Consider the following 18051-nt stretch of genomic DNA (forward strand, 5'->3'; position numbering starts at 1 on the left):
CAACCTGAGTGCTCTCCACCGTTAAGAACACCGGAACGGCGGAAAAGGATCCACGATCCGCGAATCTCCATGGATCCGATGACAAATGTCTTACGGCAGGGTGAGGATGCGGGGCCCGTCCTCGGTGACGGCGACGGTGTGCTCGATGTGGGCGGCCCGGCTGCCGTCGGCGGTGCGCAGGGTCCAGCCGTCGGGGGCGGTGCGGTAGGCGTCGCGGCCGCCCGCCATCAGCATGGGCTCGATGGCCAGGACGAGGCCGTGGCGCAGGGGGAAGCCCCGGCCGGGCCGCCCGCGGTTGGGCACGTGCGGGTCCTCGTGCATCCGGCGCCCGATGCCGTGGCCGCCGAGGTCGGCCGGCATGCCGTAGCGGGCGGCGCGGGCGACCTGGCCGATGGCGTGGGAGATGTCGCCGACGCGGTTGCCGGTGACGGCCGCGGCTATGCCGGCGTCGAGGGCCCGCCGCGTCGTCTCGATGAGGGTGAGGTCGGCGGGGTCGGCGGCGCCGACGGTGAAGCTGATGGCGGCGTCGCCGGTCCAGCCGTCGAGCACGGCGCCGCAGTCGACGCTGACCAGGTCGCCGTCGCGCAGCCGGTAGCCGTCCGGGACCCCGTGGACGACGGCGTCGTTGACGGAGGCGCAGATGACCGCGGGGAAGGGGGCCGGCGCGAAGGAGGGGTGGTAGCCGAGGAAGGGCGAGCGGGCCCCGGCCTTGTCGAGGACGTCACGGGCCACACCGTCCAGTTCCCGCAGGCCGACCCCCACGGCGGCCGCCTCCTGCACGGCGGCGAGCGCGTGCGCCACCACGCGCCCGGCCTCCCGCATGGCCTCCAGCGCCGCGTCCGTCTTGATCTCCACCATGCGCATGACTCCCCACCCGTGCCGCGACCACGGCACACCAATTCTTATACCGGTATTGGTATCACGGTATTAGTATCACGGCCATGGTGAGAACTCCTCTGACCCCCTGGGAGCGGCAGCGCGGCGAGCGGCTGGGCGCCCTTCTGCGGGAGGCCCGCGGCAGGCGCAGCATGGTGGAGGTGGCCGCCGTGGCGGGCCTGTCCGCCGAGACGCTCCGCAAGATCGAGACGGGCAGGGCGCCGACCCCGGCCTTCTTCACGATCACGGCACTGGCGAGCACGCTGGGTCTGTCCCTGGACGTGCTGGCGGACGCCTGTGTCCAGGGCCTGGACGAGGGGGAGGAACCGATGTCGGCCTGACGGCCGGGCGGGGCGGGCGGCCCGGCCGTCACCGGTCGCCATTTCCTCATTTCCTCCGATTGACCGAGGCAGGCGGTCCGTCGGCGTGCCTACCGTGGCGGGCATGTACCAGTACCGAGCACGCGAGAGCAGCGACCAGCACCCCCTGTACGCGTACGCCCCGGACTGCAACGACGTGCGGGCGTCCGCCATGAACTGGGCCGACAGGCTGGCCTCCCACAGCGGCATGAGCGTCGGCCTGGCCGTCCCGCACCCGGAGGGCGCGCAGCTCATCCACCACGTCTTCCGCCCCGACAACTCCCCTCAGCACCTGATGACCGGCGAGATCCGCCCGTTCGGCGACGCCCTGGCCCAGGCTCTGGCCGCACCGCACGACCGGCGGTGCGTGTACACGGACGGCGCCGGCGCGGACGGCCGCCCCCTGCCGGACAGCGGCTGCATGGCGGTCGCGTTCCCCTGCCCGGGTCCGGACCCGGGCGCGGCGGCGATCGGCGTGACGGGGCCGCGCCACCACCTCGATCCGGCGGGTCCGGAGGCCGGGCGCTACGAGGCGCTGCTGCGGGAGACGGCCGACGCCATCTCGGCAACGCTGTGACGGCCGGCAGCCGCGCGGCCGCCGGCCCGGCTCACCGGACCAGGCGGGAGGCCACGCTCGCCCCGGGGCTGCTCGCGACGAGCGCGTCCGTCAGGGCCTCGCCGGCGGCGGCCAGTTCCGCGTCGCCCATCGGGCCGAGGGCGTCGAGGATGAAGACCGCGCGCGTGGTGGCGAGCGTCAGGCGGGTGCGGACGCACTGGCGCCAGTTCCAGCGGCGGCAGGTGACGCCGGCGTCGTCGCTCCAGACCACCTCGCCGGGCGGGCAGTGCTCGATGACGGTCCCGCCGCCCGCCGTGGTCTCGAAGGGCTCGTCGCCCGTCGCGCGGATCAGCCGCGCGGGGCCCCGGTAGTGGTCGAGGTCCTCGCCGCCCAGCGGCAGGACGTGGGCGACGGAGATCGCGTTGTAGATGTCGGTCAGCCGGTCCACGCGGGGCAGTCCGGCCGGTGCGCGGCGCAGCAGCGCCTCCGCGCTGGGGCGGGTGCGCTGGGGCTTGGCGCCGAAGGCCCGGAAGGCCTCGCGCCAGGCGGCCAGGTGCGGGTGGTCCTCGGGCGCGGTGTCCGCGAGCAGGGCGCGGACGCGCTCCTCGGCCGAGGCGAGCAGCCTCTCGCTCGCCTCGTCGCTCGGACCGGGGAGCAGCCCCTCGGCGACGACGACCAGGGCGCGGTAGTCGGGCCGCAGCTCGCGCACGGCGGGGGCGACGGTCACGGTGTCGAGCCAGGCCTTGATGTCGGCGGTGTCGGCTGCCATGCCACTCCTCAGGTCAGTAAGATGAACCGGAAAGTTCTTTTTACTGTACCAACCGTCGCGGATGCACCTCCTGTCGCCCTGGTCACAGGGGCTCACCCCCGGCGGAACCGGTCGCGGTAGGCGGCCGGCGACACTCCCGTCTCGCGGACGAACGCACGTCGCATCGTCTCCACGGTGCCGAAGCCGCACCGCCCGGCGATCGCGTCGACCCCGTCGGCCGAGCCCTCCAGCAGGGCACGCGCCGCGGCGACCCGCGCCCGTTCGACGTACGCGCCGGGACTGGTGCCCACCTGCTGGGTGAACAGCCTGCTGAAATGCCGCCGGCTCATCCCCATGAGCGCGGCCAGCGCGGGGACCGAACGGTCGCCGGAAGGGTCGGAGTCGATGTCGTCGACGAGCTCGCTCAGGGCGCCGCGCAGCGGTTCGCGGCGGGTCCAGGTGCTGAACTGGGACTGGCCGCCGGGCCGCTGCATGAACACGACGAGGAACTTGGCCACGGCACGGGCCAGTTCCGGCCCGAAGTCGTCCTCCAGCAGGGCGAGGGTGAGGTCGATGCCGGCGGTCACCCCGGCCGAGGTCACGACGGTGCCGTCGCGCACGAAGATGGAGTCGGGCTCCACCCGGACGGCCGGGTAGGTGGCGGCCAGTTCGGAGCAGAACGCCCAGTGCGTCGTGGCGCGCCGGCCGTCCAGCAGGCCGGCCTCGGCGAGGACGAACGCCCCTGTGCACACCGAGCCCGTCCGCCGGGCCCCGGCCGACAGCCGCCGCACGTGGCGGACCAGGTCGCGGTCGGCCGCGGCGGCCGCGTACCCCCAGCCTCCGGCCACCATGAGGGTGTCCGGCGGTTTGCGGATCCTGGCGAGGTCCGCCGAGACCCCCAACTGTGCTTCGGCGGAGGTGGATACGGACCGGCCGCCCAGGGAGGCCAGGCGCACCCGGTACCCGGCGTCGCCCTCGCACGCGGCCCGGTCGAAAACGTCCAAGGGCCCCGCGACGTCCAGCAATTGCACTCCGTCGTACACGACGATCAGCACGTCGTGCGTCACCACCTTGCCGTTCACAGTGGCCATCATCGGCGACCGGTCACGGCGGCACCGCCGAAGGGAGCAGCGATCACCTTTATGGAGTAATGTCCTTTTTTCTGGGCATAGCACCGTTTATGCCGCGCCAGGCTCGGCGAAAATCCTACGAGTTGCGGCAGGCCACCCCGTATCTAGGGTGGAGACAGTCATGAAGCGAGACCCAGGTCGCGACGGGCCGCACGAGGTGCCCCCGCTCCCGCGCACGGCACGCTCCCTCGTCGTGGCCGCCTACGCGCTGCTGGGCGTCGCCATCGCGATCGACCTCGCGACCAATCCCACCCTGACCTTCTCGCCGGTACTTGCCACGGCCCCCGTCCTGGCCAGCATCGGCACCCGGCGCGCCCGCGTGCCCCTGATGGCGGGCCTGCTGGCGCTCATGATCGTCGCCCCGCTCGCCCTGGCCGACCGCGACGTGGACTTCTCCGTCCACCTGACCGCCGCGGCCACCGTCCTCGCCATCACCTTCGTCAGCACCGCCAACGTCGTCCTGGTCGCGACCCGGGAGCGCGAACTGCTGCAGTCCCGCTCGGTGGCGGAGGCCGCCCAGCGCACCCTGCTGCGCCCGCTGCCGGACCGCATCGGCGGGCTGCGGGTGGCGGTGCGCTACCTGGCGGCCGCCGCCGAGGCCCGGGTGGGCGGCGATCTGTACGAGGTGCTGACCACCCCGTACGGGATCAGGCTGATCGTGGGCGATGTGCGGGGCAAGGGGCTGTCGGCCATCGAGACGGCTGCCGACGTCCTGGGCACCTTCCGGGAGGCGGCCCAGGTCGAGCCCGCGCTGGGCACCGTCGCCCGCCGTCTGGACGCGGCGGTGGGCCGGCGTCAGGCGGGCGAGGAGTTCGTCACGGCCGTCCTGCTCGGGGTGCCGGCCCACGGCGGCCCGGCGGAGCTCGTCAACTGCGGCCACCTGCCGCCGCTGCTGTGGCGGGGCGGGCGGGTCACCGAGGTGCGGGTGCCGGTCCCCGATCCCCCGCTGGCGCTGCGAAGCCTGGTCGAGGGCCCCTACTGCCGCGACCACTTCGCCTTCCTGCCGGGCGATGTGCTGGTGCTGTACACGGACGGCGTGACGGAGGCCCGTGACGCGACCGGCCGCTTCTACCCGCTGGCCGAGCGGCTGGCCGCCCTGCCCGAACTGGCGCCCGAGCCGCTGCTGGACCGCATCGTCGCCGACCTGCGCGCCCACACGGGCGGTGCGCTGTCCGACGACGCCGCGCTGCTGGTCGTCCGCCGGGAGCGGTGACCGCCGGGACGCATCCGGCGGGCGTCAGGCGGGGCAGCGCGTGTCCGGCGGTGGCAGCGTCCCCGCGAGGAGGAAGCCCTCGACGGCCCGGTCGGTGCACTCCGAACCGCTCGCGTAGGCGGCGTGCCCGGTGCCCTCGCGGACGACCAGGGAGGCCGTGCCCAGGTTCTTCCGCACGGTGTGGGCGTTGGTCAGCGGAGTCGCCGGGTCGACGGCGTAGGAGACCAGGAGCATGGGCGGGGCGCCGGGGGCCGTCAGCGGTTCGGCGCGGCCGGTGGGGGCGAGCGGCCAGGCCGCGCAGCGGAACATGGCGGCGGCGACCGTGGCCCCGAACAGCGGCGAGGCCTTGTCGAACTCCCCCATGCGGGTGAGGAGTTCCGCGGCGGTCCGCGGCCCCGGCTTGTCCAGGCACTCCACGGCGTTGCGGGCCATGGTCGGGTCCACGTCGCTCTCGTCCGGGTCCGTGCGCGCGCCCTGGGTCCGCACCCGTTCCACGGCGAGGCCGATGAGCGCGCCCGGCCGGCCGCCCATCGCGTCCAGCAGCGCCCGCGTCAGGTCGGGCCACCGCTCGGCCTGGTAGAGGGGTTCCCTGATGCCCTGGGCGGCCAGGCCGGTGGTGAGCCTGATGCCGTCCGGGCCGGGCAGGGGGTGGTCGTCCAGGCTGCGGACGAACTCCGTGGTGGTGCTGACGATCTCCTCGGGCGTCCGGCCCAGGGCGCACCGGTGCTCCACGCAGGCGCGCGCGTAGCTGGCGAAGCTGTCGCTGAGGGAGGTGACGTCGCCGCGCGCGGTCCGCGTCTGGTCGGTGCCGGGGTCCACGACCCCGTCGAGGACGAAGCGGCCCACGTGGCCCGGGAAGAGGCGGGCGTAGTGCTGGCCGATGTAGGTGCCGTAGGAGATGCCGAGGTAGGTCAGTGCGCGCTCGTCGAGGGCGGAGCGCAGCAGGTCCAGGTCGCGGGCGACGCTCACGGTGTCCATGTGGGCCAGCAGCGGACCGGTGGCCCTGCGGCACTTCTCGCCCTGTTCGGCGGCCGCGTGCAGTTCGGCCTCCGCCATCGCGCGCGTGCGCGGGATCAGATCGCCGCCCGCGCCCTGGGGGCAGCGCAGCGGCTGGGAGCGTCCGGTGCCACGCGGGTCGAAGCCGACCAGGTCGTAGCGGTCCATGACCCTCGCCGTCGCCTCGAACGCCCCGGACGCGACCATGCCGGCGCCCGCTTCGCCAGGGCCGCCGGGGTTGAGGACGAGCGAGCCGAGGCGACGGGCCCGGTCGCCGGCCCGTACGCGCGCCACCCGGACCCTGATGGCGGAGCCGGCCGGTTCGGCGTAGTCCACCGGCACGGTGAGCCAGGCGCAGTCGGCGTCCGGGCGCAGGGTGGACGCGGCCGGCCCGGCGTCGTCGGCGTCGCAGGCCTCCCAGGCCAGGCGCTGGTGGGCGATGTCCTCGGGGATGCCGGGCAGGGGACGCTGCGGCGGCTGCCGCGTCGCGGCCGGGGAAGCGGAGGTGCGGGCGGCCGGCGGCGCCGCCCGGCCCCGGTCGCCGCCTCCCGCGTCGCACCCGGTGGCGACGAGCGCCACCGCGGCGAGCGCCGCCACGACTGTGCCGGGCCGCTCACGCATCGCCTCACCCCTTCCGGGATCCCCGGACCCAGTCCACTCGCGGCGGGCGGCGGGCGCAGCCGGGGAGGTCCATCGGAATGACGGCGCGGCGGGACAGCGGGGCGGGATGTCAGCCGCGGACCCGCACCCCGTAGCGGGTGCGCAGCACGTGCAGTTCCCACCAGGAGACGGCGGTGACGGACAGCGGGCCGCCGAGGAACGCGGCGATCTGCACGGCCACCGGGCCGTTCGGCAGGCCGTCGCCGAGCTGGACGAGGTTCAGCACCCACACCAGGACGGCCGTCAGGACGGCCGGCAGCGCGGCGTGCACGTCGGCGGTGTTGAAGGCGTAGCGGGCGGCGGGGGCCGAGGAATAGAAGACGAAGGCCACCGCCCAGACCACGAACGGGATGCCGACGACGAGGGCGACGAGGAAGACCACCATCTGCGCGACCGTGTACTGCTCGAGAAGCCTGGCCACCATGAGCAGCCCCAGGAATCCGCCCACGGCCCCCAGCGGCACGCCCAGGTACCAGCCGATGGCCTTGAGCGGGATGCGCAGCCGGGAGCGCAGCAGCGGGCGGTGCCGCGGGGGCGCGTACCAGATGAAGGCGGCGATGACGAGGGGGCCGACGAGTATCAGCACCAGCGGCGCCACGAGGAGCTTGGCCAGGCCGTCCGTGAACACCTCGCTCCAGCCGCCGTCCACGCCGTAGACCGAGACCAGGCCGAACGTCGAGAGCGCCCCCAGGACGGCGCGCGTCCGCTGGACGCGTCCTATGGCCGGGTCGTTCACCCGGCCGTGGCCGGCGGTGGCGAACACGGCGTTGGCCTGGGCGCGGGCACCCCGCACTCCACCGAGCCGGCCGATCCGGCCGGCTTCCGTCACCTGGTGTCTCAGCGCCATGAGGCTCCTCCCCCTGTAAAGATCACGGGGCAGCTTAGCGAGGCGGCACGCACGCGGGCGTGCCCGCTCACAGCGCTCCCAGCAGCCGGGCCTCCACCTCCGGGTCCAGGCCGACGACCGGCCGGTCGGCTCGCAGGGGTGCCACTCCGCCCAGGTCCCGCAGCCACCGCCAGGTGTCCGCGACCGTCTCCCCCACCGGCCGGCAGCGCAGGCCCGCCGCGAAGGCCTTCTCCACACCGCCCTGGTGCAGCGTCTCGTGCAGTTCGCCCGGCGGCACCCACACGGGAAGTTCCTGCCATGGCTGGATGCCCGCCGCGAGGATCGTCTCCGGTGGCGTCCACCGCAGTTCGGCCGTGCCGCCCGTGACGTGGGCGCAGGCCTCGAGGAGTTCGCCCATGGTGGCGTGGCCCGTCCGGCTGACCAGGTTGTACGGGCCGCCGAGCGCGCGGGCGGCGGCATCCAGGGTCCAGGCGGCCAGGTCGCGGACGTCGATGTACTGCAGCGCCAGGTCGCGCGGCCCGGGGGCCAGGACCGGGCCGCCGCGGGCCGTCCGCAGCAGCCACCAGGGCAGGCGGCCGATGTTCTCGCCGGGGCCGAGGATCAGGCCGGCGCGCACCAGCAGCGCGCGGTCGCCGAAGGCGGCGGCCGCGGCCAGTTCGCCGCCGCGCTTGTCCTCCGCGTACGCCTCCTGGCCCGCGTCGGGCGAGCCGCCGACCAGCGGCGCCCTCTCGTCGAGACCGGCGGGCCGGGGATGGCGGTAGACGGAGCCGCTGGAGATGTACGCGTAGTGCCCGGCCCGGCCGGCCAGCAGCCGGGCGGCGTCCCGCACGGCCGTCGGCGCGCCGGACCAGGTGTCGACGACGACGTCCCACTCGCCGTGCTCGAGGGCCGCGAGGCCGCCCTCCCGTGTCCGGTCGCCCAGCAGGTCCGCGACGCCGGGCGGTGCCGCATGGCGTCCGCGGTGGAAGACCGTCACCTCCCAGCCCCGCGCCAGCGCCTCGTCCGTGACGGCCCGTCCCACGAATTCCGTTCCACCCAGCATCAGCAGTCTCATGACACCCAACCCTGCACGCCCCCGCCCCGGTTGGAAACCGCCGCACGCCCTCAGCGGAATCGCCCAGGGCTGAACGCCGATCACGCATTCGCGGACCGGCGGGCGGGCAGGGTGTGGGGGCGGAGAGGAGGTGCCCATGAAACCCATGGGGCGGGACGTGGTGATCGTGGGAGCCGGGGTCGCCGGCACCAGCGTCTTCGTTCAACTGATCCGCGCGCTCGCCCGCGCCGACGGACCCCGCGTCCGTTCCGTCCGGCTCGTCGACCCGCGCCCCGTCGGCTGGGGCGTGGCCTTCGGCGACAGTGATCCGCTCCTGCTGTGCAACAGCGCGGCCGAGGTCAACTCCCTCCTCGCGGACCGCCTCGACGACTTCGTCGACTACCTGCGGCAGCGGCACGGCTGGACGGGCACACCGCAGGACTGCGTGCCGCGCGCCCGGATGGCCGAGTACTGCCACGACCGCTGGGCCGAGGCGCGCCGGACCGCCACCGCGCTCGGCGTGGGGACCGAGCACGTACGGGCTGCCGCCGCCGCGATCGGGACCGGGCCGGACGGCCGCCGGCTGGTGCGGCTCGAGGGCCCCGCGGGCCGCGAGCTGCCGGCCGACGCCGTCGTCGTCTGTACGGGCGTCCACCGGCCCCGCGTCCCGGACGGCTTCGCCGCCCTCACCGCCCACCCCCGCTACCTGGACAGCCCCTACCCCGCCGGCCGCCTGCGCGACGGAGTGCGCCCCGGCAGCCGGGTGCTCGTCCTCGGCACCCGCCAGTCGGCCGTCGACGCGGCGCTGTTGCTGGGCCGCGACGGCCACCACGTCACCATGACCTCGCCCTCGGGGCTGCTGCCCGCCGTACGCCTCTCCCTGGGCGCGCCTCCGCACCCTCTCCCTCCGGTCGAGCGCATCGCCAGCCTCGACCCGCACGACCCGGCGCTCGAGGACAAGGTGCTGCGCCACGTCGTGGAGGGCGTACGGCTGCTGAGCGACCGCCCCCTGCGCCGGCAGGCCTCCACGGCGGCCGACCCCGTCGAGCGGCTGCGGGAGGAGACCGCCCTGGTGGACGCGGGCGTGTGCGCGTGGCCCGGAGTCGTGGTGGCCGCGCTCGAGGCGGTCATCGAGCTCGGCGCCGTGCTGCCCGCCGGACGACGCCACGCGCTGATGCGGCGCTTCGCCTGGTTCACCGACCGCTATGCCACGGCGATGACGGTCGTCAACGCCCACCGGCTGCTCGCCCTGTTCGACACCGGTGCGCTGCGGGTGGCCGGCTCCTACCCCCGCGCCGTGTCCGCCGCCGACGACGACGGGTGGCGGATCACCTGGCCCGGTGCGGGCGAGCCGGAGCGCTTCGGCCTCGTCGTCAACGCCACCGGCTTCCTCCCGCCCGAGCTGTACCGGTCACCCGACGGGCAAACGCTGCACCTGTCCGGCGGCGTCACGCCCTCCGGTGCCACGGCCGTGGACCACCTGGAGGCCGACCTGCGGGTGCGGGCGCGTCCCGGGGCCCCGCCCGAGCCGGTGTGGGTGGCCGGGGTGGGGACGCACGTACGGATCCCGTTCTCCAACCACCTGCGCAACGTGGCCCGGCAGGCCCGCCGGGTCGCGGAGGAGGTGGCCGGCCCGGCGGACGGCGAGCCGGGCGGCAGTCAGGGGCAGTAACGAACGCGTGCCGCGAGTATGGCCGGAACGGGCACTTTGCCGGGTGCCGGGCCGGGCGCTCCAATCGCCTCATGACGACGACCCGAGAGAGATCCGGCAGAGAGAGAAACCGCGGAGAAAGATCCGGCAGAGGCGGTCTTCTCAATCATCCGAGAATGGCCACCGGGTTCGACCGGTTCGCCCACGCGCTGCGGGCCCGGCCGCCCCGGCGGGCCGCCGGGCTGCCCGGCGAGCCGCGCTGGCGCGGCGAGTTCGTGGCGGGGGACGTCCAGGGGCACGCGGGGCCGCGCCTGACGCTCCAGGACTTCGGCTACGCCACCCACGAGCTCCACCACGGCTACGGCACGGTCGACGACACCGCGCTGGTCGGCCCGTTCCGGATTCTCACGCCGGAGGGCCTGGACTGCCTCACCGAGGTGTGCGACCGGCTGGAGAGTTCGGCGGGCACCGCCCGGTTCATCACCACGCGGCGGGTGCGCAGCGCCGATCTGATGTCGGCGTTCATCAGCAACATGATCCGCGACCGGGGCTTCCTGCTGGCCTGCTCCCGGCTGGCCGGGGTGCCGCTGATCCCGCATCCGCTGCGGATCCCCACCGTGCAGATCAACTACTTCGAGGCCGACGGCCGCTCGGACATCGTCAAGTGGCACCACGACGGCATGGACTACGTGCTGACCATCCAGCTCAACAGCTACGCGGACTACGACGGCGGGCGCTTCGGCTACTTCCTGGGCCGCACCGACGAGTTCACCGGCGCCCGGCAGGGCGATCCGCGGATCAAGGAGGCGCCCTGCGGGGAGCGCGGGGCGGCGCTGTTCCTGCACGGCAGCCGGATCTTCCACGCCGTCTCGCCGGTGACCCGGGGGCGGCGGGTGACGGTGGTGGTGTCGTTCTTCTGCCCGTACTTCGCCCGGCAGGACTCCAACACCTTCTGGCACCTGGCGGCGGACGACGGGATCCCGGCGACGGTGCCGAACTGGCTGCGGCTGAAGTGGCCGGTGCGGGATCCGGCCATGGACTTCGCGCTGCGGTCCGGCAGCCCCGTGATCACCTGGGAAGACATCCGGGGCTGACTCTCCTCTCGCCCCGCCCCGCCAGTCCGTGCCCCTCGGCGCGTGCCGCAGGTAGGCCAGGACCGCGCTCACGCGGCGGTGGAGCTGGGGCTCCTCGGCCAGGCCGAGCTTGGCGAAGGTGGAGTTGACGTGCTTCTCGATCGTCGACTCGGACAGCACCAGCGCCTGGGCGATCGCCCGGTTCGTCTTGCCCTGTGCCATGAGCCGCAGCACGTCCAGCTCCCGCCGCGTCAGCGCCGCCAGTGGCGCGTCGGCGGCCCGCGTGTGGCTGCCCATCAGCACCTCGACGATGCGGGGGTCGACGACCGAGCGTCCGGCGGCGACCTCCCGCAGCGCGCGCAGCAGTTCGTCGAGTTCGCCGATGCGTTCCTTGAGCAGGTAGGCCAGGCCGTCGGTGCCGCGCTGGAAGAGGTCGAAGGCGTAGTTCTCGTCGGCGTGCTGGGAGAGCATGACCACGCCGATGCCGGGGTGGCCGGCGCGGATGGCGTGCGCGGCGGCGATGCCCTCGGTGTGGTGGCTGGGCGGCATGCGGATGTCGGCGATGACCGCCTCGGGCCGCAGTTCCTCGACGGCGGCCAGGAGTTCGGCGGCGTCGCCGACGGCGGAGACGACCGCGACGTCGCCGGTGTCCTCCAGCAGCCGGCGGGTGCCCTCGCGCACCAGGTAGTGGTCCTCGGCGATGACGACACGCATGGGTTGCTCAGTCACAGATCTCCTCCCGCACCCGCTCGGCCAGCCTCGTCCGGATGGTGGTGCCGCAGCCGGCCCGGCTGGTGATCCACAGGTCGCCGCCGACGGCCTCGATCCTGTCCCGCATTCCGGTCAGCCCCAGGCCGCGGGTGGTGTCGGTGGGGAACCCGACGCCGTCGTCGCGGACCTCCACCACCAGCCAGCCGCCGGAGCGCGTTATCCGGATCGTCACATGGGTGGCGTCCGCGTGTTTGAGGACGTTGGTCAGCGCCTCGGAGACCAGGTAGAACGCGGACTCCTCGATGTCGAGGGCGAAGCGCACCCGGTCCAGGGACTTCTCGATGTGCACGGTGACGGGGATCGGCATCCGGCGGGCGCGGGAGGTGACGGCCGCGACCAGGCCCTGGTCGGTGAGGACGGGCGGGTGGATGCCGTGGGCGACCTCGCGCAGTTCGTCGATGACCCGGTAGGCGTCGTCCTGGACCTCGGTGAGCACCGTGTCGATGTCGCCGCCGCGGCCCAGCCGGTTGCGGGCCAGGCGCAGCTTGGCGACCAGGGCCACCAGGTCCTGCTGGATGCCGTCGTGGAGCCGGCGCTCGATGCGGCGGCGCTCGCTGTCCTGGGCCTGGACGATGCGGGCGCGGGAGGCGTCGAGCTCGCCGGCCTGGCGCTGCACCTCGCCCACGCGGGTGGACAGTTCGGCGGCGAGGCGGACGTTGTGGACGGCGAGCGCGGCCTGGCGGGCGAGGGTTTCCACCACGTCGTGGTCCTCGGGGGTGAAGCGGCCCTCCGTCTTGGGCCCGTACTCGATCAGGCCGAGGATGTCGTTGCCGTAGCGCAGCGGGAGCCCGCCGGCCGGGACGCCGTCGCGTCCGGCGGGCCGCTCGCCAGCGGCGCCGCGGTGTACGGGCATGTCCCCGCCCCCGCCCAGCCGTACCCGTGCCCAGGTCAGGCCGAGTCCTTCCTGGAGCCCGGCGGCCAGCTGGGGGGCCAGCCGGCTCAGGTCGTAGGCGTGCTCGAGGGCGCTGCCGAACTGGACCAGCAGTTCGAAGCTGCTCAGGCGCTCGCCGAAGACGCGGCGTTCGGCGAGTTGGTTGAGCCGGGCGCGCAGCGGCTGGAAGAGGGCCGTGGCGGTGACGGCGACGAGGACGGACAGGCCGATGGGGAAGTACTGGCCGGCCGTCAGCCCGAGCGTCATCGCCATGCCCAGGTACCAGCCGCTGATGATGAGCCACAGCGTTCCGTAGACGACGGAGCGGCGGACGACGATGTCGACGCCCAGCAGGCGGTAGCGGAAGGCGGCGTAGACGACGGAGAGGGAGATCAGCACATAGGGCAGGGCTCCGAGCACCGCGCCGATCAGGTAGAGGACGCCGGTCTCGCCGTGCCAGGGGCGGAACAGCCGGGAGGTGGCGCGGCCCAGGAAGAGCGCGGCGGCCGCGGCGGCGACGGGCAGCAGCACGGCGATGTCCCGCTCGCCGGCCGCGCGGGCGCGCAGGCAGCGCACGAGCAGCAGGGTGGCGCCCACGCCGGGCAGCCAGGCCTCGGGGTAGTAGAAGACCGCGTACTCCACGTGCCGGGTGGGCACTCCCGCCAGCGGCAGGACGAGCGGCAGGGCCAGCAGGGCCCACAGCGAGCGCAGCACGCGGCGCTCGTGGCGGAAGCGGATGCGGCCGTCGGGCAGCAGTGCGAGGAAGTGGGCGACGAGGACGCTCACGACGAGGTTGACCCACTCGATCGGGAGCAGCACGGCGGACGCCTCGAGGGAGGGCAGACCGTTCTCGGGTGCGGTCAGGTCCCAGCCGAACCACGTGGTCAGCAGCGCCGAGGTGTAGCGCATGCCGATGCTGACCGCCAGCGCGGTGCCGATCAGCAGCAGCCGGCGGGCGACGGGGCTCGCCGGGGCGTGCCACCAGGCGAACAGGCCGGCGCAGTAACAGGGCAGGACGGAGCCCAGGATCCACGGGAGGGTGACGGTATTGTTCCGCAGCAGAAACGCTCCGGTGGTCACCGCCCAGAGCAGGCAGAGCCCGCCGGTCAGCGCGGCGATCCGTATCGGCCGGCCACTACCCCTCACGCGTACGCCTCACGCGCGCCATTATCGAGGGCGGCGGTGGCACCAGTCCAGACGATGTCCCACAAATCGCGTATAGCGGAAAACCTCCAGACAGTTCGGTGGATTCCGGGGTGGGCACGGGCGGGCGCGGCGCGACAGACTCGGTTCGATTGTGCGGTCCGAGGAAAGCCGAAAGGGAACCATGAGCGTGTCTTCCGGTCCCGAGGTGGTCGTCTGGGACACCACCTATGCCTGTCCCCTGCGTTGCTCGCACTGCTATTCGGAATCCGGCAGGCGGGCGCCGCGGCAATTGGGCCACGAGGACATGCTGAGGGTGGCCGACGCCCTGATCTCGCTGAATCCCCGGGTGGTCGCGCTCTCCGGGGGCGAACCGCTCGTCGTCAAAGGGATCTTCGAGGTGGCGGGGCGTCTTTCCCGGGCCGGGGTGAAGACGGCCGTCTACACCAGCGGCTGGATCATGGAACCGTGGATGGCGACCGAACTCGCCAGGGTGTTCGACGAGGTGATCGTCAGCCTCGACGGAGCGACGGCGCAGGTCCACGACCGGATCCGGGGCCGCCGGGGCTCCTTCGACCGCGCGCTGAGCGCCCTGACCCTGCTCGACGGCGTCGCCAGGGAACGCCGGCGCCTCAAGCGCAGCCCGCTGTGGTTCGGCATCGACTGCGTCGTGGTGCGCAGCAATTTCCCGCAGCTGGAGGAATTCTGCACGGCGATCGCCCCCAGATTCCCGGAACTGCGGACCGTCACCTTCAACGCCGCCGTTCCCGAAGGCCTCGCCAGCCGACCGGAATTCGGCCACTTCGAGCTTCTCGAGGACGAGCAGGTGGCCCGGTTGACGAGCGAGGAGCAGCGCGCCCGGCTCCAGGAGCTCGCGCCCGAGGGGGTGCGCGTGTTCACCACCGACAACCAGAACCTCGTCATGCGCCCGGACCGTTTCGCCAGTGGCGTCGACACACTGGTGATGCAGATCGAACCGGATGGTGCCGTACGGGCGTTGCCGGTCTACGAGGGAACGGTCGGGAACATCCTCGAGGAGTCCCCGCTCGATCTGTGGTACCGGGGGGTGTCCCGGCTGAGCGATCCCTTTGTGGTGGAGACGCTTTCGGCGGTGCGGACCATGCAGGACTGGGCGGAGGCCGTGCGGCGCATGGATTACCACTTCGGTTCGGAGGAGGTGCGGTCCCGGATCGACCGCCGCTCGGTGCGGACGAATCCGCCGGAATTCAGCGCCCTCGCCCTGTAGCCACCCCGGGAAATATCCCTCGCCTTCCGAGAAGTCCTCGCCCCCGAAAGGGACGCGCCGTGCTCACGCTCAAGGACTACGACCGCTTCTGCCTCGCCGACCCCGACTTCTACGACGTGCCCGAGCGCTATCCCGACGACCACGACCGTCTCGACGCGGCGCGCCGCACCCCGCCCCCGGGCTGGGAGCGCGGCGAGTGGGGCTGGTGGGTCACCATGCGCCCGCAAGGGGCCGCGCCGCCCGGGCAGGGCTGGCGGATCCATGTCTCGGTGGCGCTGCCGGAGCTGGCCCGCGCCGTGGAGACCGTCTGGGCCCACTGCGTGGCGCACGGGCTGCCCTTCGACTTCATCCGCAGCCGCGCCACCGCCCGGGAGCTGGGCGACGACCGGGCCGACCGGCTGGCGGGCGGCCGCCTGGTGACGGTGTACCCGGCGGACGAGGACGAGCTGGCCCGCACCCTGGACCGGCTCGGCGCGCTGCTCGAGGGCCTGCCCGGGGCGTACGTCCTGGGCGCCCTCCGGCACCGCGAGGGCCCCCTGTACGTCCGCTACGGCGCCCTCGGCTCCGGCATCCTCGAGCGGCCGGACGGCACCCGCGAACCCGAGCCGCGCCGGGCGGTGTTCACCCCGCCCGACTGGCTGCCGCTGCCCGAGGTGCTGCGCCCGGACCTGGCCGCGTTGCGCGCCCGGCCGGCGGGCGGGTTCCCCTATCAGGTGGAGCGCGCGCTCGGCATGCGGTCGGGCGGGGGTGTCTACCGCGCGACGGACCGGCGCACCGGACGGCGCGTGGTGCTGCGCGAGGCCCGGCCCCACGCCGGTCTCGACCGGCGCGGCGAGGACGCCGTCGCCCGCCTGGAGCGGGAGTGGGCGGCGCGCGAGCTGCTGACGGGCCTGGCGTGCGTACCGCGGCCCGTCGAGCGGCGCGTGTACGGCGAACACCTCTTCACGGCCGAGGAGTTCGTCGAGGGCACCTCCCTGCGGCAGGCCGCCGCGGCCGCGTTCCCGCTGACCTCGGCGCGGCGGGCCCAGGCGGAGGCCGGCCCGTACACCGCGTGGGCCCTGGGCGTCGTGGAGCAGGTCGCGGCCGCGCTCGAGGCCATCGGCGCCAGGGGGCTGCGGCTGGGCGAACTGCACCCGCGCGACGTGCTGCTGCGGCCCGGCGGCCGCGTCACCCTGCTGGGTCTGTCCACGCTCACCCCTCTCGGCGACCGGCGTCCCCCCGCCGCCGGGGATCCCGACTTCTGCGTCCCCCGGGGCAGGGCGGGCACCGAGGCCGCGCGGTATCTGCTGGACCGGCTGCGGCTGTGGCTGCTGCTGCCGCTGCCGTCCCCCGGACCGGGCAAGCTGCGCACCCTCACCGCCGCCGTCGAGCGGCACTATCCGGTGCCGCCCGGCTTCGGCGCCCGGCTGCTGGCGGGGCTGTGGCCGACGGGCCACCCGGCCGAGGAGGACCGGGCCGGCGCCCTGCTGGCGGCCGACCGGCCCGACTGGCCGGCGATCCGCGACTCGCTGGTGCGCGGCATCCACGGCAGCGCCACGCCCGGCCGTCGCGACCGGCTCTTCCCGGGCACGCCCACGGGGCCCGAGGCCATCGGCGGGCACGCGTTCGGCTACGGCGCGGCGGGCGTGCTGTACGCCCTGCACCGGGTGGGCGCGGACGTCCCGGACGAGTACGCGCGGTGGCTGATCGCGGCCGCCGAACGGGACCGGCGGCCCCTGCCGGGCCTGTACGACGGCCTGCACGGCGTCGCCCTGACCCTCGACGTGCTCGGCCGGCGCGAGGCGGCGCTGGAGGTCCTGGACCGCTGCCGGACGTTCGAGACCCGGGCGGCCGGCGCCGACCTGGCCGGGGGCGGCGCGGGCATCGCCCTGAACCTGCTGCGTTTCGCCGCCGCGACCGGGGACGGCGCCCTGTACGACCGTGCGCTGCGCGCGGCCGCCACGGCCGCCGGCGCCGTCGAGGACGGCCCACCGCCCGCCCTGCCCGGCCGCCCCCCGCCGTACGGCCTGCTGCACGGCGCGACCGGCGTCGCGCTGCTCCACCTGCGGTTGTACGAGGAGACCGGCGAGGCGTCCTTCCTCGACATCGCCGACCGGGCGCTGCGGCACGACACCGCGCGGCTCACCACGCTGGCCGACGGCACCGTCACCCTCTTCGACGGCACCGCCAACCTGCCCTACCTGCACGGCGGCAGCACGGGCCTGGCCTTCGTCCTGCGCGACCTCCTCCGCCACCGCCCCGACGCGCGCCTGGACCGGCTGACCGGGGCGCTGCGGCGCACCTGCGACGCCGTGTACGTGCGCAACAGCGGGCTGCTGCGCGGGCGCGCCGGGTCCATCGCCTGCCTCGCGGCGCTGGGCGAGGGCGCGGACAGCCCCGCCGTGCTCCGGCAGATCCGGCGGCTGTCCTGGCACGCCCGCAGCCACCAGGGGCATCTGGCCTTCCCCGGCTTCCGGCTGCTGCGGCTGTCGGCCGACCTGGCGACCGGGTCCGCCGGCGTCCTGCTCGCCCTCGGCCGCGTATTCGAGGCGACCGGTCCGGTCCTGCCCTTCCTCGAGGCGTGGCCGCCGCCCCGTCCGCCCCGTCCGCCCCGGGAGGGAGGTGAACGACGTGTCGGAGATCCTGGAGCTGCAGGAGCTGGAGGAGGAGACCCCCGCTCAGTGGCCGTGTAGCAACAGCTACCACAGCACCCTCGGACAGGTCTGAGCCGCTCCGAGGGAGGCGCGCGCCGGCCGTCGCACCGGACGGCGGCGGCCGGCGCGCCGCACACCGCCGCCGGAAGGAAACGGTCGCCGGACGGAACGGGCGCCGGGCACACATCGCGGGAACAGCCGTCGTCGCAGGAACAGCCGTCGGGGAGTACCGGAGGAGATCGTTC

14 protein-coding genes and 1 pseudogene are annotated in these 18051 nt (G+C 74.3%); 7 read left to right on the forward strand and 8 right to left on the reverse strand.

The genetic code is table 11. The features are described 5' to 3' along the window. Positions 1–90 precede the first annotated feature (90 nt). Positions 91–858, reverse strand: a complete 768-nt coding sequence (gene map, locus ACIG36_RS12190; protein ID WP_399925804.1) for a type I methionyl aminopeptidase — start codon at positions 856–858, stop codon at positions 91–93. An 83-nt stretch (positions 859–941) separates the two neighbouring features. On the opposite strand from map, the gene ACIG36_RS12195 reads away from it, so the two are divergent. After that, positions 942–1217 carry a helix-turn-helix domain-containing protein gene (locus ACIG36_RS12195; RefSeq protein ID WP_399925806.1) on the forward strand — a complete coding sequence of 92 codons (276 nt, stop codon included), beginning with the start codon at positions 942–944 and terminating at the stop codon, positions 1215–1217. Positions 1218–1320: 103 nt separating this feature from the next. After that, the gene (locus ACIG36_RS12200; RefSeq protein ID WP_399925808.1) at positions 1321–1812 is read left to right on the forward strand and encodes an IclR family transcriptional regulator; all 492 of its coding nucleotides are present in this window, start codon (positions 1321–1323) and stop codon (positions 1810–1812) included. Positions 1813–1843: 31 nt separating this feature from the next. Here the strand turns inward: ACIG36_RS12200 and ACIG36_RS12205 are convergent, their stop codons facing one another. Further along, the gene (locus ACIG36_RS12205) at positions 1844–2560 is read right to left on the reverse strand and encodes a B3/4 domain-containing protein (protein ID WP_399925810.1); all 717 of its coding nucleotides are present in this window, start codon (positions 2558–2560) and stop codon (positions 1844–1846) included. A gap of 92 nt (positions 2561–2652) precedes the next feature. Then, positions 2653–3621 carry a GlxA family transcriptional regulator gene (locus tag ACIG36_RS12210; RefSeq protein ID WP_399925812.1) on the reverse strand — a complete coding sequence of 323 codons (969 nt, stop codon included), beginning with the start codon at positions 3619–3621 and terminating at the stop codon, positions 2653–2655. 169 nt (positions 3622–3790) lie between these two features. Between ACIG36_RS12210 and ACIG36_RS12215 the strand changes: the two genes are divergently transcribed. Next, positions 3791–4882 (forward strand): PP2C family protein-serine/threonine phosphatase, encoded by a 1092-nt coding sequence (locus ACIG36_RS12215; RefSeq protein WP_399925814.1) that lies wholly within the window; start codon positions 3791–3793, stop codon positions 4880–4882. Positions 4883–4906: 24 nt separating this feature from the next. Here the strand turns inward: ACIG36_RS12215 and ACIG36_RS12220 are convergent, their stop codons facing one another. From ACIG36_RS12220 to ACIG36_RS12230, 3 genes are all read right to left on the reverse strand, one after another. Continuing rightward, positions 4907–6499 carry an alpha/beta hydrolase gene (locus ACIG36_RS12220; protein WP_399925816.1) on the reverse strand — a complete coding sequence of 531 codons (1593 nt, stop codon included), beginning with the start codon at positions 6497–6499 and terminating at the stop codon, positions 4907–4909. A gap of 109 nt (positions 6500–6608) precedes the next feature. Then, complete coding sequence (locus ACIG36_RS12225; protein WP_399925817.1) at positions 6609–7385, reverse strand: hypothetical protein; 777 nt, start codon at positions 7383–7385, stop codon at positions 6609–6611. Positions 7386–7452: 67 nt separating this feature from the next. Continuing rightward, the gene (locus ACIG36_RS12230; RefSeq protein WP_399925819.1) at positions 7453–8439 is read right to left on the reverse strand and encodes an NAD-dependent epimerase/dehydratase family protein; all 987 of its coding nucleotides are present in this window, start codon (positions 8437–8439) and stop codon (positions 7453–7455) included. Positions 8440–8575: 136 nt separating this feature from the next. Here ACIG36_RS12230 and ACIG36_RS12235 point away from each other — a divergent pair, with 136 nt between their 5' ends. Both ACIG36_RS12235 and ACIG36_RS12240 read left to right on the forward strand, forming a co-directional pair. Next, positions 8576–10090, forward strand: a complete 1515-nt coding sequence (locus ACIG36_RS12235; protein WP_399925821.1) for an FAD/NAD(P)-binding protein — start codon at positions 8576–8578, stop codon at positions 10088–10090. Between the two features lie 155 nt (positions 10091–10245). Then, positions 10246–11163: a hypothetical protein gene (locus ACIG36_RS12240; RefSeq protein WP_399926484.1), complete on the forward strand. Its 918-nt coding sequence runs from the start codon at positions 10246–10248 to the stop codon at positions 11161–11163. Between the two features lie 138 nt (positions 11164–11301). Here ACIG36_RS12240 and ACIG36_RS12245 read toward each other — a convergent pair. Beyond that, a pseudogene (locus tag ACIG36_RS12245) lies at positions 11302–11856 on the reverse strand (response regulator); the annotation flags it as partial. A 7-nt stretch (positions 11857–11863) separates the two neighbouring features. Continuing rightward, the gene (locus ACIG36_RS12250; RefSeq protein WP_399925823.1) at positions 11864–13930 is read right to left on the reverse strand and encodes an ATP-binding protein; all 2067 of its coding nucleotides are present in this window, start codon (positions 13928–13930) and stop codon (positions 11864–11866) included. A 181-nt stretch (positions 13931–14111) separates the two neighbouring features. Here ACIG36_RS12250 and ACIG36_RS12255 point away from each other — a divergent pair, with 181 nt between their 5' ends. Both ACIG36_RS12255 and lanKC read left to right on the forward strand, forming a co-directional pair. Further along, positions 14112–15173: a radical SAM protein gene (locus ACIG36_RS12255; protein ID WP_399925825.1), complete on the forward strand. Its 1062-nt coding sequence runs from the start codon at positions 14112–14114 to the stop codon at positions 15171–15173. 59 nt (positions 15174–15232) lie between these two features. Continuing rightward, on the forward strand, positions 15233–17845 hold the full coding sequence (lanKC, locus tag ACIG36_RS12260; RefSeq protein WP_399925827.1) for a class III lanthionine synthetase LanKC: 2613 nt from the start codon (positions 15233–15235) through the stop codon (positions 17843–17845). Positions 17846–18051: the final 206 nt, after the last annotated feature.

Source organism: Streptomyces sp. NPDC053048, assembly GCF_044547045.1.
Lineage (GTDB): Bacteria > Actinomycetota > Actinomycetes > Streptomycetales > Streptomycetaceae > Streptomyces.

Coding starts and splice junctions, on each gene's coding strand:
- map (WP_399925804.1), bottom strand. CDS start 858: ATGGTGGAGATCAAGACGGACGCGGCGCTGGAGGCCATGCGGGAGGCC.
- ACIG36_RS12195 (WP_399925806.1), top strand. CDS start 942: ATGGTGAGAACTCCTCTGACCCCCTGGGAGCGGCAGCGCGGCGAGCGG.
- ACIG36_RS12200 (WP_399925808.1), top strand. CDS start 1,321: ATGTACCAGTACCGAGCACGCGAGAGCAGCGACCAGCACCCCCTGTAC.
- ACIG36_RS12205 (WP_399925810.1), bottom strand. CDS start 2,560: ATGGCAGCCGACACCGCCGACATCAAGGCCTGGCTCGACACCGTGACC.
- ACIG36_RS12215 (WP_399925814.1), top strand. CDS start 3,791: ATGAAGCGAGACCCAGGTCGCGACGGGCCGCACGAGGTGCCCCCGCTC.
- ACIG36_RS12220 (WP_399925816.1), bottom strand. CDS start 6,499: ATGCGTGAGCGGCCCGGCACAGTCGTGGCGGCGCTCGCCGCGGTGGCG.
- ACIG36_RS12225 (WP_399925817.1), bottom strand. CDS start 7,385: ATGGCGCTGAGACACCAGGTGACGGAAGCCGGCCGGATCGGCCGGCTC.
- ACIG36_RS12230 (WP_399925819.1), bottom strand. CDS start 8,439: ATGAGACTGCTGATGCTGGGTGGAACGGAATTCGTGGGACGGGCCGTC.
- ACIG36_RS12235 (WP_399925821.1), top strand. CDS start 8,576: ATGAAACCCATGGGGCGGGACGTGGTGATCGTGGGAGCCGGGGTCGCC.
- ACIG36_RS12240 (WP_399926484.1), top strand. CDS start 10,246: ATGGCCACCGGGTTCGACCGGTTCGCCCACGCGCTGCGGGCCCGGCCG.
- ACIG36_RS12255 (WP_399925825.1), top strand. CDS start 14,112: ATGAGCGTGTCTTCCGGTCCCGAGGTGGTCGTCTGGGACACCACCTAT.